Here is a 14,544-nt window from a genome sequence, read left to right on the forward strand (position 1 = left end):
CCCCGGGGACGGATCCGTCAGAGCTTGATGCCCGCGATGGTGTCCGCGAGGGAGTTCAGGAAGCGGTTGACGTCCGGGGCGATGGAGCTGGACGCGAGGAAGAAGCCGAAGAGGACCGCGACGATCGCGGGGCCGGCCTTGAGGTGGCCTCCGCGGACGAGCACCACCAGGATGATCGCCAACAGGACTACCACTGACAGCGAAATGGCCACTTCTGATCACACCTTCGGTCGTCCCCTGGTCGGCCCGGGATGCGGCCGTGCGCACCCCCACATGGTCCATCCTCCCACCAACGCGCCCCGGCTATCCGTCTCGTGACGAAGAGACAGTGACGCTTTTGCGTCAGGAGGCGGTGATGCCGAGGAGCGAGCGGACATAGGCATACTTCCCGGACAGCCTGTCGCGGGTGGGGGCGTCGAGGACCGCGAGCCTGGCGGGGTCCGCGTTGTGGGCCAGGTCGGCTTCCTTGACCAGGAGGGCGCCGGGGGTGGCGAGGATGCGGGCCGTGTACGACTCGACCGGTTCGCCGGGGCGTTTGGTGACGGCCAGGACCATGTCCTTGACGGACTGCGGGAGTCCGGCCGATTCCAGCCAGTCCGGGGTGAGGGCCTCGTCCTCGATCGCGTCGTGGAGCCAGGCCGCCGCCTGCTGTTCGGCCGTGCCGCCGCGGGCGCGTACGCCCTCGGCGACGGCGGCGAGGTGTTCGGCGTAGGGGCGGCCGGCCTTGTCGGTCTGGCCCTCGTGCGCGGCGCGGGCGAGGGCTTCCACCTCGAGGAGGGTGAGGGGGCTGTCGGTCATCCGAGCTCCTTCGCTGCGGTGTGGAGGGCCTGCGCGATCCGGCGTACGTCCGCTTGCGTGGTGCGCCAGTTGGAGAACGCGGCGCGCAGGGCGGGGGTTCCCGCGTACGTCGTGGGGGTGACGAACACCTCGGGTCCGGCCGCTTCGCGCAGGGCCGTGAGGCGGGCCGGGGTGGGCGCATGGGCGAGGGTGAAGCAGACGACGTTCAGGCGGACGGGGGCCAGCACCGTGAAGCGCGGGTCCCGCGTGAGGGATTCGCCGAGGGAGCGGGCGCAGGCGATGTCCCGTTCCACGATCTCGCGGTGGCCCTCGCGGCCGTAGGCGCGCAGGGTGAACCAGGCGGCGAGGGCGCGCAGCCGGTGGGAGTTCTCCGGGGTGAGGTGGACGAGGTCCGGGTTCTCGCCGAGGGGGCCGAGGTAGGCGGCGGCGTTCTGGAAGACGCGGGCCTGGAGGTCGCGGCGGCGGGTGAACTGGACGGCGCTGTCGTAGGGGACGTTGAGCCATTTGTGCAGGTCGACGCAGACGGAGTCGGAGGCGTCGAGGCCGTCCGTGAGGTGGGCGTGCTCCGGGGAGAGCGCGGCGAACGCGCCGAAGGCGGCGTCCGTGTGCAGCCAGAAGTCGTGCCGTTCGCGGAGGGCGGCGATGGCACGGAGGTCGTCGAAGTCCACGGTGTTGACGGTGCCGGCGTTGGCGACGACCACGGCGGGCCGGCCGGGAGCGTCCGCGAGGGCGCGGTCCAGGGCGGCCGGATCGACGGCCTCGCGACCGGGCAGGGTCGGTACGGGGACCAGCGCGGCGCGGCCGAGTCCGAGGAGGGAGAGGGCCTTGGCGATGGAGGAGTGCGGGGCGCCGGACAGGACGCGGACCGGGCCGAGCGCGGCCGCGCCGTACTCGGCCGGGGAGACGCCGAGGCGTTCGCCGAGCCATTCGCGGGCGATGGCCAGGCCGGTGGTGTTGGACATGGTCGCGCCGCTGACGAAGGTGCCGGTGTGGGCGGCGGAGAGGTGGAACAGGTCGCGGAGCCAGGTGACGGTCTCGCGTTCGAGGTCCTGGCCCGCGCCGTCCAGGGCGGAGTTGGAGTTCTGGTCGTGGGTCGAGGTGAGCCAGTCGCCCGCGAGGGCGGCGGGGGTGGCGCCACCGGTGACGAAGCCGAGGTAGCGGGGACCGGCGGAGGCCGACAGCCGGGGGGCCCAGCGCTCCGCGAAGGCCGCGAGGGCGGCTTCGGTGCCGGAGCCGTGCTCGGGCAGCGGCGGGGCCGGCTCCGCCGGATCCCGTCGTACGGGCGGCGGTACGACGGGACGCGCGTCCAGCGCCGCGAGCGTCGCGGCGGCGGCTTCGCGGGTGGCGTCGAGGAGCTCGGGGAGGCGGGCCAGGTCGGCGGCGAGGGTGCGGTCCATGGGGGAACGGTAGGGGCCGCCGGGGGCCGGCGGACCGGCCAATCGGGGGCGAGTGGCCGGTGTCGCCGCCGGGGTGCCGCTGCTCGGGGCCGACCGGGGACGTGGTGACGGCTCGCGGGTCGGGAGCGGACCTTCGGGTCTCGCTCCGCCCCGGACTCCTCGCCGCACCGGTGCCGGGGGCGACATCAGGCGGCTGCGCCCGCGTACCGGGGAGCGGAGTGGGCGGCGGGCGCCGTCAGCGCAGTCAGCGCCGTCATGCGGGCGGCGATCGTGGCGGCCGGGCTGCGCGGGAGCCGGTCGGCGATGAGGCCGTCGGCGAGGAAGAGCACCTGGTCGGCGTGGGCGGCGGCGGCCGGGTCGTGCGTGACCATGACGACGGTGGCACCGAGGGTGTCCACGGCGTCGCGGAGCAGGCCGAGGACCTCGGTGGCGGTGGCGGTGTCGAGGGCGCCGGTGGGCTCGTCGGCGAAGACCACGTCGGGGCGGGTGACCAGGGCTCGGGCGATGGCCACGCGCTGCTGCTGGCCGCCGGAGAGTTCGGCGGGGCGGCGGCGGCCCTTGCCCTCCAGGCCGACCCGGGCGAGCAGGTCGGCGGCGCGGGCCCGGGGGTGGGGGTGGGCCTGGGAGGCGGTGCGGCCGTGGCTGTGGCTGTGGCCGCCGGCCAGGCGCATGGGGAGCAGGACGTTCTGCTCGACGGTGAGGGAGGGGAGGAGGTTGAAGGCCTGGAAGACGAAGCCGAGGCGGCTGCGGCGGAGTTCGGTGAGCTGGTTCTCGTCCATGCCGGTGATCTCGGTGCCGCCCAGGCGGACGGAGCCCTCGGTGGGGAGGTCCAGGCCGGCGGCGCACCGGAGGAACGTGGACTTCCCGGAGCCGGAGGGGCCCATCACCGCGGTGAAGCTGCCGTGGGGGAGGGCGAGGTCGATGCCGCGCAGGGCGTGGACCGCGGTGTTGCCGCGGCCGTACTGACGGCGGACCGAGCGGAGCTCGACGGCGGGGGTGGGGGTGGCGTGGGCCGCCGACCCGGGGTGGCCCGGGTTGCCCAGGTGGCCCGGGTTGCCGGGGTGGCCCGGCTGGCCCAGGTGGCCGGGGTGGCCCAGGTGGCCCGGCTGACCCGGGTTGCCGGGGTGGCCCAGGTGGCCCGGCTGGCCCGGGTTGCCGGGGTGGCCCGGGTTGCCGGGGTGGCCCGGGTGGCCCAGGTGGCCCAGGTGGCCCGGGTGGCCGGGGCCCAGGGAGCCCGGCTGGCCCAGGTGGCTCGGGTTGCCGGGGTGGCCCAGGTAGCCCGCGTGGTCTTGCTGGCCTGTGTGGCCCGGCTGGCCGGCCTGCTGGGCGTGCTGCTCGGCCTGTCGCTTGCTGCGCCGGAGCTCCATGGTGTGCCGCCTTCCGTGCCGGTCGAGCACCTGGTGGTGATCGTGTCTCCGACGCTACGGAGGGTGGGGTGGTCGTGACCATGACGGGAGCGGGTGGACCCGTGGTGGGGGTAACCCGACCATCGGCCCGGGGGATCGGGCGGGTCCGAACCGGAGGCCCGGCGATGCGCGGCCCGGCCACGGCTGCGGGTGTGCCGCTGCGCGGGGCGGAGTCCCCTACCCGCCCTTCCATCGTTCCCCGAGCTCTGCCCGGACCCCGGTCCTCAAACGCCGGACGGGCTGAAAAGCGGGGCCCCGGGCTGCACCCGAACCCCCTGGGGCTCCGCCCCCGGGAACGGCGCCGCACCCGGCAGGGGTCCGGGCGGAGCCCGGGGAACGGGCGAAGGGTGGGTACGGGACCTCGCCCCGCAGGGCCGACCCAGCCGCACCCGCCCACCCGCCCCGCGCCGGGACGGCAGTGGCCGCAGCGCCGACCGACCCGCCACCGCCGGACGGAGTCCGGCGCAGCGCCACGAAGCCCGCGCAGCGGTGCGAGCGGCGCGTCAAGAAGGTGCCCGGCGCAGCGAGGCGAAGCCCGCGCAGCGGTGCGAGCGGCGCGTCAAGAAGGCGTGCGGCTAGTGGGGGGCTCGGCGGATCAGGAGGAGGGCTCTGTCGTCGTTGACGTCCTTGGCGACCTTTTCGATCAGGTGCCAGGTCGCGCCCTCCCAGCCCGCGCCGACGTAGCGGTCGGCCTCGCCCGTGAGGCGGTCGATGCCCTCGCTGATGTCGCGGTCGGCCGTTTCGACCAGGCCGTCGGTGAAGAGCATCAGGACGTCGCCGGGGCGGAGGTTGCCGCGGGCGGGGATGAAGTCGGCACCGTCGTAGACGCCGAGGAGCGGGCCCTCGCCGGTCTTCTCCTGCCAGCGGCCGGTGCCCGCGGAGAGCTGGAGGGCGGGCAGGTGGCCGGCGGAGAGGAGTTCGTAGTCGCCGGTCTCTAGGTCCAGGACGAGGTGGATGGAGGTGGCGAAGCCCTCGTCCCAGTCCTGGCGGAGCAGGTAGCCGTTGGCGGCCGGGAGGAAGTCCTGGGGCGGGAGGGCGCCCAGGAGGCCGCCGAAGGCGCCGGAGAGGAGGAGGGCGCGGGAGCCCGCTTCCATGCCCTTGCCCGAGACGTCGGTGAGGACGATCTCCAGGGTGCGGCCGCCGTTGGTGCGGGCGGCGACGACGAAGTCACCGGAGAAGGACTGGCCGCCCGCCGGGCGCAGGGCCATCTCCCGGTGCCAGCCGCGCGGCAGGGAGGGCAGTTTGCTCTGGACCCGGATGCGTTCGCGCAGGTCGAAGAGCATGGTGCCGCCGCGCCGCCAGGGCACGCCCACGCGGCTGCGGAACTGGGCGATGACCAGGCCGAAGAACCCGCAGGCCGCGACGACGAGGACGGTGCCGGGGGTGACCCGCGCCGGGCCCTGGGTGTAGGGGCCGAGGACGAGGGCCTCGACGATGAGCGCCGCCGCGGAGGCCGCGTACAGGGCGAGGAGGCTGGCGGGGCGCAGGAGCAGGCCGCCGGCCACGATCGGCAGGACGAGGGCGGCCGGCGAGAACCAGACGGGCAGCATCAGCGTGCCGCAGGCGATGGCCGGGATGGTCAGGAGGAGGCCGCCGAAGGCCAGCCAGTCGGAGGCGTCGCCGCGGAAGTAGTCGACGGCGGATTTGCGCAGCGCCGTGCGCGCCCGGTGCCACATCATGCGGGACCGGGCCAGGAGGGACTCCACGTGTGCTCCGGCCATTGCTTCGGGACCCTATCCATCCTGGCTGTGCGCGCGCAGGGGTACCCCCTGAGATGGGTCCATCGGCGACCGAAAAGAGATCGACCGGGACGGATTGCCCTGATAGGGATGGCCGTATGCCTCTTGAGACGCGCGTATTGCAGCCGGATGAGTGGGATGTCTGGTACGACCAGCTGGAACTGGCGTTCGGTGGGGTGCCCGAATCCCCCGAGGAGCGGGAGCTCTACCGGTCGCTGACGGAGACCGAGCGTTCCCTCGGCGTCTGGGACGGCGGGACCTGTGTCGCCACGGCGGGGGCCTTCTCCTTCCGGCTCTCCGTGCCGGGCGGGTCGCTCGTCCCGGCCGCCGGGGTCACGATGGTGGGCGTCTCCCCCACCCACCGCAGGCAGGGCGTGCTCACCTCCCTGATGCGGCGCCAATTGGACGACGTCCGGGCGGGTGGCGAACCGATCGCCGTGCTGACGGCGTCGGATCCGGCCATCTACGGGCGCTTCGGCTACGGCACCGCCGCGTACTCGATGTCCGTGGAGATCGACAAGACCCGCGTACGGCTCTCCGTGCCGCCGGGCACCGACGGCGTACGGCTGCGGCTGGTCGATCCGCGCAAGGCCCTGGCCGACTGCGAGCGAGTCTACGCGGCGCTGGTCGCGGGCCGTCCCGGGATGCCGGCCCGGCAGCCGGGCTGGGAGTTGCAGGCGCTGCTCGACCCGGAGGCGATGAGGAACGGCGGGTCACCGCTGAAGTGCGTGGTCGCGGAACGGGCGGACGGCGAGGTGGTCGGGTACGCCCGCTACCGGGTCAAGCCCGAGTGGGACCTGACCGGTTCGGACGGCCGGGTGGACGTGGCGGACCTCGACGCGCTCGATCCGGCGGCCTACGCGGCGCTGTGGCGTTACGTGTGCTCCATCGACCTGACCTGGACCGTACGGGCCGTCAAGCGGCCGTCGGACGATGCGCTGCTGCACCTGGTCACCGATGTCCGGCGGACGCAGGTGCGACTGCGCGACTCCCTGCACCTACGGCTCGTGGACCTGCCGGCGGCGCTGACCGCGCGGGCCTACGGGGCTCCGCTGGACGTGGTGCTGGAGGTGGAGGACGCGTTCTGTCCGTGGAACGCGGGTCGCTGGCGGCTGGCCGCCGGCGCGGACGGGGCCGCGGTCTGTACCCGGACGGAGGACCCGGCCGACTTGGAGCTGTCGGTACGGGAGCTGGGCGCGGCCTATCTGGGCGGGGTCACCCTGCACTCGCTGGCCGGGGCGGGCCTGGTGCGCGAGCTGCGCGCGGGAGCCCTGGCCTCCGCCTCGCGCGCCTTCGCGGGCGACGTGGCCCCCTGGCTGCCGCACGGCTTCTAGCCGGGGCGCCGGCCGGCCTAGCGGCTCTGGCACCCCGGGCACCAGAAGAGGTTGCGGGCGGCGAGACCGGCGGTGCGGATCTCGCCCCCGCAGATGTGGCAGGGCATGTTGGCCCTGCGGTACACGTACACCTCGCCGCCGTGGTCGTCCACCCTCGGCGGGCGGCCCATGGCCTCGGGCAGGTGCTCGTCGCGCACGGTGTCGATGCGGTTGTTGCGCACGCCCTCGCGCATGAGCAGGACGAGGTCCGCCCAGATCGCGTCCCATTCGCGGCGGGTCAGGTCCTTGCCCGCGCGGTAGGGGTCGATGCCGTGCCGGAAGAGCACCTCGGCGCGGTAGACGTTGCCGACGCCCGAGACGACCTTCTGGTCCATGAGCAGGGCGGCCACGGTGGTGCGGGAGCGGGAGATCCGGTGCCAGGCGCGGTCGGGGTCGTCAGTGGGCCGCAGCGGGTCCGGGCCGAGCCGGTCGTGTATCGCCTTCTTCTCGCCCTCGCCGATGAGCGCGCACGCGGTGGGGCCGCGCAGGTCGGCGTAGTGGTCCTCGTTCAGCAGCCGGAGCCGGACGGTCTCCGCGGCGGGCGGGGCCGGGGCGGGGCCGAAGCCGAGCTTGCCGAAGAGGCCGAGGTGGATGTGGATCCACGCGTCGCCGAGCTCGAGGAACAGGTGCTTGCCGTGCGCCTCGGCGGATTCCATCTCGCGGCCGTCGAGCAGGGCCGCGCTCTCGGCGAACCGGCCCTGCGGGCTGCTCACCCGGACCGGCCGGCCTGCGAAGCGCTCGGTGTGGTCCTGGGCGAGGCGGTGGATCGTATGCCCCTCGGGCACGGCGGTACTCCTCGGAGAAGCGGGCAGGAAAAGAAAAACCGGCCGCGCCGCCCCGGAGGGCGGCGCGGCCGGAAGCGGGATCAGCCCTGCGGGTGGTGCGCCGGGATCGGGGGGAGCTCGCCGGTGGCCTCGTAGGCGGAGAGCATGTCGATCCGCCGGGTGTGGCGCTCCTCGTCGGAGTACGGCGTCTTCAGGAACGCGTCGATGAAGCTGACGACCTCGTCCTGGGTGTGCATGCGGCCGCCGACGGAGATGACGTTGGCGTTGTTGTGCTCGCGGCCGAGCTCGGCGGTCTGGACGCTCCACGCGAGGATGGCGCGGATGCCCTTGACCTTGTTCGCGGCGATCTGCTCGCCGTTGCCGGAGCCGCCGATCACGATGCCGAGGGAGCCGACGTCCGCGGCGGTCTTCTCCGCGGCGCGGAGGCAGAACGGCGGGTAGTCGTCCACCGCGTCGTAGATGTGGGGCCCGCAGTCGACGGGCTCGTGGCCGTTGTTCTTGAGCCAGTCCACCAGGTGGTTCTTGAGCTCAAAGCCGGCATGGTCGGATCCGAGGTACACGCGCATGGTCCGAGTGTGGCACGAGCCGGGCCGAGGACCCGCCGCGGGGTGTCGCGTAAGTCACTTCTAAAGCTCAAGTAAACCCAAAGAACGCAGATGGGACACCACGGGACCTAGGTCCTGGACGTTCGTCCCGGCGCAACGATCCGGATTGGGGTCTTCCGCCCTGCGTTCATCTCGGGTTTGAATGCCGGGGCTCGCCACCCGAGAACCTAAGGATCCGTTCATGAGCTCCACGACGACCCTTCAGAAGGAAGGCTCCCCCACCGGCGATCCCGGTGAAGGCCAGCCCTCCGACGGCCTGAAGGCCGGTCTCAAGAACCGCCACCTGTCCATGATCGCCATCGGTGGTGTCATCGGCGCCGGACTCTTCGTCGGCTCCGGCGGCGGTATCGCCAAGACCGGCCCCGCCATCCTGATCTCCTACGCGCTGGTCGGCGCCATGGTCGTCTTCGTGATGCGGATGCTGGGCGAGATGGCCGCCGCCAGCCCGAACTCCGGCTCCTTCTCGGCGTACGCCGACCGGGCCCTGGGCCGCTGGGCCGGTTTCTCCATCGGCTGGCTGTACTGGTTCTTCTGGGTCGTCGTCCTGGCCGTGGAGGCCACCGCCGGCGCCGTCATCCTCGAAGGCTGGGTCCCGGCCGTCCCGCAGTGGGCCTGGGCGCTGATCGTGATGGCCGTGCTGACGGTCACCAACCTCGGCTCGGTCGCCTCGTACGGCGAGTTCGAGTTCTGGTTCGCCGGCATCAAGGTGGTCGCCATCGGCGGCTTCGTGATCATCGGCCTGCTGGCCGTCTTCGGCGTGCTGCCCGGCTCGGACAACCCCGGCGCCGGCTTCGCCCACCTCACCGACACGGGCGGCTTCATGCCGAACGGCTGGGGCTCGGTCCTCACCGGTGTGCTGATGGTCGTCTTCTCCTTCATGGGCAGCGAGATCGTCACCCTGGCCGCAGGCGAGTCCGAGGACCCGCGGCGCGCGGTCACCAAGGCCACCAACTCGGTGATCTGGCGCATCGGCGTCTTCTACCTGGGCTCGATCTTCATCGTGCTGACCCTGCTGCCGTGGAACGACAAGTCGATCGTCGACAAGGGCTCGTACGTCGCCGCCCTGGACTCGATCGGCATCGCGCACGCCGGCCAGATCATGAACGTGATCGTCCTGACGGCGGTGCTGTCCTGCCTGAACTCCGGCCTGTACACCGCTTCCCGCATGGCCTTCTCGCTGGGTGAGCGCGGCGATGCCCCGAAGGCCTTCGCCAAGGTCAACAAGAGGGGCGTGCCGGTGGCCGCGATCCTCGGGTCGGTCGTCTTCGGCTTCGTCGCCGTCTACTTCAACTACGCCTTCAAGGACACGGTCTTCAGCTTCCTGCTGAACGCCTCGGGTGCGATCGCGCTGTTCGTGTGGCTGGTGATCTGCCTGACCCAGCTGCGGATGCGCGGGATCCTCATGCGCGAGGCCCCGGAGAAGGTGACGGTGAAGATGTGGTTCTTCCCGTACCTGACCTGGGCCACCGCCGCGATGATCACCTTCGTCCTCGGCTACATGGTCTACGACAAGGACAACCGCGAGACCGTCCTGCTGTCGCTGCTGGTCGCGGCCGTGGTGATCGCGATCGGCGTGGCACGGCAGCTGCGCCGCAAGGCCGCCCTGAAGGCCTCCGCGTAACCGCTCCGGACATGACGGCAGCCCCGGACCGCACTGCGCGGTCCGGGGCTGCCGTGTGAAGCGTGTGAAACGCAGGGCGTACGAGCGCTCACGCGCGGCCGAGCAGCTTCCAGGCGGCCGGCAGCAGGCCCATCGCCAGCGCGGCCTTGAGCGCGTCGCCGATCAGGAAGGGCGTCAGCCCGCCCGCGACGGCCGCGCCGAAGGACATCCCGGTGGACAGCGCGAGGTAGGGGACGCCGACGGCGTAGACGACCGCCGAGCCCAGCACCATCGCGCCCGCGGTACGCAGCACCGAGCGGTCGGCGCCGCGCCGCGCGAGGGCGCCGACGAGGGTGGAGGCCAGCAGCATGCCGAGGACGTACCCGAAGGTCGCGCCGCCCGCGCCGGAGGCGCCGCCCGCGAACCACGGCACGCCGGCCATGCCGACCAGGGTGTAGAGGGCCAGCGAGAGGAAGCCGCGGCCGGCGCCCAGCGCGGTGCCCACGAGCAGCGCGGCGAAGGTCTGCCCGGTGATCGGGGCGGCCAGGCCGTCGACGTGCACGGAGATCTGAGCGGCCAGGCCGGTGAGCGCGGCTCCGCCGGCCACGAGCGCGATGTCGCGGACGCGGCTCGCGGGCAGCAGGTCGGCGAGGACGGCGCCGGGCCGGAAGGAGACGGAAGCAGTGCTCATCGGGGACTCCGCAGGAGGTGGGGGCGGCAGGGACGATCACCGACGTTAGTCCCGGGTCCGGGGTCCCATCAGGGTGGCCCGGGACAAAGCCGTACTCCCCGGTTTGGTGGGGAGTGCACAAAGGCCCCGCTCAACGCCCGAGTTGGAGTGATCCGCATCACGGGCGATGACTGCTGACACGTCCGTTTTGCGCGGATGGGCGCTCTCCGGAGAGACTGTAGGGTCCCTCCAACTGTCGCGGAGCCCCCACCGCCGCCAGGCCTTAGAGAGTACGAGCACCCCTCATGCGCGACCTGCCGTCCGCCCCTCCCGGCACCACGGACGAGCTCCTCACAGCGGAGCCCCTGAGCCACAGCCTCAAACAGCGCCACCTGACCATGCTGGGTCTCGGCGGCGTGATCGGCGCCGGGCTGTTCGTCGGCTCCGGCGCCGGCATCACCATCGCCGGGCCCGCGATCATCTGCTCGTACCTGCTCGCGGGCATCCTCGCGATGCTGGTGATGCGGGCCCTCGGCGAGATGTCGGCGGCGATGCCCGCCTCCGGCTCCTTCTCCGTCTACGCGGAGAAGGCGCTCGGCCGCTGGGCCGGCTTCACGGCAGGCTGGCTGTACTGGTTCCTGCTGGTCGTGGTGCTGGCCGTGGAGGCGACCGCCGCCGCGAAGATCGCGAACGGCTGGCTGCCCTCGGTGGACCAGTGGGTCTGGGTGCTCCTCTTCATGGTGGTCTTCACCGTGAGCAACCTGGCCGCCGTGCGGAACTTCGGCGAGTTCGAGTTCTGGTTCGCGGCCCTCAAGGTCGGCGCCATCGTGCTGTTCCTGATCCTGGGCACGCTGGCCGTCTTCGGCCTGCTCCCCGACACGGACCCGATCGGGATGGCCAACCTGACCGGCCAGGGCGGTTTCTTCCCGAACGGCGCGAGCGGCGTGGTCGCCGGCATGCTGGCCGTGGTCTTCGCCTTCGGCGGCCTGGAGGTCGTCACCATCGCGGCCGCCGAGTCCGACGACCCGGCCCGGTCCGTGTCCCGCGCGGTGCGCAGCGCCGTGTGGCGCATCCTCTTCTTCTACGTCGGCTCGATGCTGGTCATCGTGACCCTGCTGCCGTGGAACTCGCTGACGCCGGGCCAGAGCCCGTACGTGGCCGTCCTCGACTCGATCGGCATCGCGCACGCGGGCCAGATCATGGACGTCGTGATCTTCGTGGCCCTGCTGTCGGCGCTCAACGCCAACCTGTACGGGTCCTCGCGCATGGTGTTCTCGCTGGCGGAGCGGGGCGAGGCGCCGAAGTCCCTGCTGAAGGTGTCGGGCGGCGGGGTGCCGCGCCGGGCGGTCTTCGCCTCGGTGGCCTTCGGGTTCGTCTCGGTGGTGCTGAACCTGCTGTGGCCGGACACGATCTTCCTCTACATGCTCAACGCGGTGGGCGCCGTCCTGCTCTTCGTGTGGGCGCTGATCGCGGTCTCGCAGCTCAAGCTGCGCAGGAGGATCGAGCGGGACATGCCGGAGCGGCTGACGCTGCCGATGTGGCTGTTCCCGTACGCGACGTGGGCGGCGCTGATCGGGATGGCCACGGTGCTGGTCCTGATGCTGTTCGACGATTCGGCGCGGCCCCAGCTGCTGTGGTCCACGGGGGCCGCGGCCGCGGTGCTGATCGTGGCGTGGATCCGGGAGCTCCGGGCCGCGAAGGCCTGACCCCTGGCCGGTCCCCCGCGAAGGCCCCCGCGCACATCGCGCGGGGGCCTTCGCGCGTCAGGTGCGCGGCGCATCAGGTGCGCAAGTACGAGGCCCCGTTGACGTCGAGGACGGCGCCCGAGCTCCAGCGCGCCGCGGGCGAGGCCAGGTGGAGTACGGCGGCGGCGATCTCCTGCGGGGCTCCCACCCGGCCGAAGGGGCTCTGCGCCCGGATCCGCTCGCCCTCCTCCCCCTCCAGTCGGCCGGCGACCCGCTCGGTGGCGACGAAACCGGGTGCGACGGAGGCCACCGCGATGCCGTGCGGGGCGAGGGAGACGGCGAGGGACTGGCCCAGCGCGTGCAGCGCGGCCTTGGTGGCGCCGTAGGCGGGGTGGTCGGGCTCGCCCCGGAAGGCGCCGCGCGAGCCGATGTTGACGATGCGTCCCTCGCGGCCGCCGTCGATCATGTGGCGGGCCGCGCAGTAGGCCAGGTTGGCGGCGCCGAACAGGTTGACCGCGGCCGTGTGCTGCCAGGCGGCCTGCCAGTCGGCGTACGAGGTGGTGGGCAGGGGATGCGCGACCATCACGGCGGCGTTGTTCACGAGCACGTCGATCCCGCCGAGCGCCTTCTCCGCCTCGGCGGCGAGGGCTTCCACGCGCGCCGGGTCGGCGAGGTCGCCGGCGACGAGGACGTGCCCCTCGCCCGGCAGCTCCGCGAGGGTCCGCCCGGCGTCGGGCCCGCGGACCGTGCAGTGCACCGCGACCCGGTCGCCCTGCTCGGCGAACGCCGTGGCGATCGCCCGTCCGATGCCCCGCGAGGCTCCGGTGACGAGCACGCCCCGGCCCGTCGCGGCCAATTCCCTTGTGCCGTGGTCCATTCGGCCCTCCGTCGTGCGCTCCGGTCCGATGCGCCAGCGTACGGGGACGATCACACCTGGTCACCCGCCTGTCCGGATAGCGGACACTTAAGGTCCGAGGATCGGACACGGGAGAGACTGGGGCACTCCCTCCCGTCCCACCGCACACCGGACAGGCATCTCCCCCATGAGCCAGAGCACCCTGACCCCGCCCGAGGAACAGGCCCCGATACGACCCGGAGCCGAAGCCGGATCGCCCCTCGGCAACGGACTCAAGCAGCGGCACCTTTCGATGATCGCCCTCGGCGGGGTCATCGGCGCGGGCCTCTTCGTCGGCTCCGGCGCCGGCATCGCGGCCGCCGGTCCCTCGATCGTGCTCGCGTACGCCGCTTCCGGGCTGCTCGTGATGTTCGTGATGCGGATGCTCGGCGAGATGTCCGCCGCGAACCCCTCCTCCGGCTCCTTCTCGGTGCACGCGGAGCGGGCCATCGGCCCGTGGGCCGGTTTCACGGCCGGCTGGATGTTCTGGACCCTGCTGTGCGTGGGCGTGGCCATCGAGGCCATCGGCGCGGCGCACATCATGACGGGCTGGTTCCCGGGCACCCCCTCGTGGATGTGGGTGCTGGTCTTCATGGCGATGTTCTGCGGCTCCAACCTGGCGGCCGTCTCCAACTTCGGTGAGTTCGAGTTCTGGTTCGCCGCCCTGAAGATCGGCGCGATCGGCCTCTTCCTGGGCCTGGGCGTGCTGGCCGTCCTGGGCGTGCTGCCCGGTACCGGCTCCCCCGGCACCGCCAACCTGCTCCACGACGGCGGCTTCCTGCCGGGCGGCGTGGACGGGCTGCTGGTCGGCCTGCTCGCCTCCGTGGTCGCGTACGGCGGGCTGGAGACCGTGACCATCGCGGCCGCCGAGTCCGACAACCCGGTCCGCGGCGTCGCCAAGGCCGTGAAGACCACCATGTGGCGGATCGCGATCGTCTACGTCGGCTCGATGCTGGTCATCGTCACCCTGCTGCCGTGGAACGACCCGACGGTCACCACCGACGGCCCGTACGCGGCCACCCTGGACCACCTGGGCATCCCGCACGCCGGCCAGGTCATGAACGTGGTCATCCTGATCGCCCTGCTGTCCGCGATGAACGCGAACATCTACGGCTCCTCCCGCATGGCCTACTCCCTGGTCTCCCGCGGCCAGGGCCCCAAGGCGCTGGGCAAGCTCTCCGGCCGGGTGCCGCGCCGGGCGGTGCTCGCCTCCTCCGGCTTCGGCTTCGTCACCGTGCTGCTGTCGTACTGGTACCCGGACACCCTGTTCGCCTGGCTGCTGAACATGGTCGGCGGCGTCATCCTCGTCGTCTGGGGCTTCATCGCCGTCTCGCAGTTCGTGCTGCGGCGCCGCACCGAGCGCGAGGCCCCCGAGAAGCTGGTCGTGAAGATGTGGGGCTTCCCCTATCTGACCTGGGTCGCGCTGGCCGGACTCCTCGGGGTCCTGGTCCTGATGGCCAGGGGCGACGCCACCCGCATCCAGCTCGTCTTCACCGGCGGCCTGACCGTGGCCCTGGCCGCCACCGGCTACCTCATCCAGCGCAGGGCGGCGGCGCGCGAAGCCGCGTAGCACCCCGCCGGACGGCGGCTC

At 72.6% G+C, this 14,544-nt stretch carries 13 protein-coding genes; 4 read left to right on the forward strand and 9 right to left on the reverse strand.

The window, feature by feature from the left end:
• Positions 1–17: 17 nt before the first annotated feature.
• The 5 genes from OG435_RS16635 to OG435_RS16660 form a co-directional block, all read right to left on the reverse strand.
• On the reverse strand, positions 18–212 hold the full coding sequence (locus tag OG435_RS16635) for a hypothetical protein (protein ID WP_250739483.1): 195 nt from the start codon (positions 210–212) through the stop codon (positions 18–20).
• 130 nt (positions 213–342) lie between these two features.
• Complete coding sequence (locus tag OG435_RS16640; RefSeq protein ID WP_266877624.1) at positions 343–798, reverse strand: HD domain-containing protein; 456 nt, start codon at positions 796–798, stop codon at positions 343–345.
• Entirely contained in the window at positions 795–2,195 is a 1,401-nt protein-coding gene (locus OG435_RS16645; protein ID WP_266881791.1) for a pyridoxal phosphate-dependent decarboxylase family protein, read from the reverse strand. Before OG435_RS16645 ends, OG435_RS16640 begins: the two co-directional genes overlap by 4 nt.
• A gap of 185 nt (positions 2,196–2,380) precedes the next feature.
• Positions 2,381–3,238, reverse strand: a complete 858-nt coding sequence (locus OG435_RS16650; RefSeq protein ID WP_266881793.1) for an ABC transporter ATP-binding protein — start codon at positions 3,236–3,238, stop codon at positions 2,381–2,383.
• Between the two features lie 938 nt (positions 3,239–4,176).
• Complete coding sequence (locus OG435_RS16660; protein WP_266877625.1) at positions 4,177–5,322, reverse strand: PP2C family protein-serine/threonine phosphatase; 1,146 nt, start codon at positions 5,320–5,322, stop codon at positions 4,177–4,179.
• A gap of 116 nt (positions 5,323–5,438) precedes the next feature.
• Here OG435_RS16660 and OG435_RS16665 point away from each other — a divergent pair, with 116 nt between their 5' ends.
• Positions 5,439–6,674 (forward strand): GNAT family N-acetyltransferase, encoded by a 1,236-nt coding sequence (locus OG435_RS16665; RefSeq protein WP_266877626.1) that lies wholly within the window; start codon positions 5,439–5,441, stop codon positions 6,672–6,674.
• 17 nt (positions 6,675–6,691) lie between these two features.
• Here OG435_RS16665 and OG435_RS16670 read toward each other — a convergent pair whose 3' ends face one another.
• Both OG435_RS16670 and OG435_RS16675 read right to left on the reverse strand, forming a co-directional pair.
• Entirely contained in the window at positions 6,692–7,498 is an 807-nt protein-coding gene (locus OG435_RS16670; protein WP_266877627.1) for an Fpg/Nei family DNA glycosylase, read from the reverse strand.
• 80 nt (positions 7,499–7,578) lie between these two features.
• The gene (locus OG435_RS16675; RefSeq protein WP_266877628.1) at positions 7,579–8,064 is read right to left on the reverse strand and encodes a ribose-5-phosphate isomerase; all 486 of its coding nucleotides are present in this window, start codon (positions 8,062–8,064) and stop codon (positions 7,579–7,581) included.
• Positions 8,065–8,284: 220 nt separating this feature from the next.
• On the opposite strand from OG435_RS16675, the gene OG435_RS16680 reads away from it, so the two are divergent.
• The gene (locus tag OG435_RS16680) at positions 8,285–9,724 is read left to right on the forward strand and encodes an amino acid permease (protein ID WP_266877629.1); all 1,440 of its coding nucleotides are present in this window, start codon (positions 8,285–8,287) and stop codon (positions 9,722–9,724) included.
• An 88-nt stretch (positions 9,725–9,812) separates the two neighbouring features.
• Here OG435_RS16680 and OG435_RS16685 read toward each other — a convergent pair whose 3' ends face one another.
• Positions 9,813–10,394: a biotin transporter BioY gene (locus tag OG435_RS16685; protein ID WP_266877630.1), complete on the reverse strand. Its 582-nt coding sequence runs from the start codon at positions 10,392–10,394 to the stop codon at positions 9,813–9,815.
• A 284-nt stretch (positions 10,395–10,678) separates the two neighbouring features.
• Between OG435_RS16685 and OG435_RS16690 the strand changes: the two genes are divergently transcribed.
• Positions 10,679–12,079: an amino acid permease gene (locus OG435_RS16690; protein ID WP_266877631.1), complete on the forward strand. Its 1,401-nt coding sequence runs from the start codon at positions 10,679–10,681 to the stop codon at positions 12,077–12,079.
• Between the two features lie 73 nt (positions 12,080–12,152).
• Here the strand turns inward: OG435_RS16690 and OG435_RS16695 are convergent, their stop codons facing one another.
• Positions 12,153–12,935, reverse strand: coding sequence for an SDR family NAD(P)-dependent oxidoreductase (locus tag OG435_RS16695; RefSeq protein ID WP_266877632.1), 783 nt, complete (start codon positions 12,933–12,935; stop codon positions 12,153–12,155).
• 166 nt (positions 12,936–13,101) lie between these two features.
• On the opposite strand from OG435_RS16695, the gene OG435_RS16700 reads away from it, so the two are divergent.
• Positions 13,102–14,523 carry an amino acid permease gene (locus tag OG435_RS16700; protein WP_266877633.1) on the forward strand — a complete coding sequence of 474 codons (1,422 nt, stop codon included), beginning with the start codon at positions 13,102–13,104 and terminating at the stop codon, positions 14,521–14,523.
• Positions 14,524–14,544: the final 21 nt, after the last annotated feature.

Origin of the sequence: Streptomyces sp. NBC_01264 (assembly GCF_026340675.1) — a bacterium.
GTDB lineage: Bacteria > Actinomycetota > Actinomycetes > Streptomycetales > Streptomycetaceae > Streptomyces.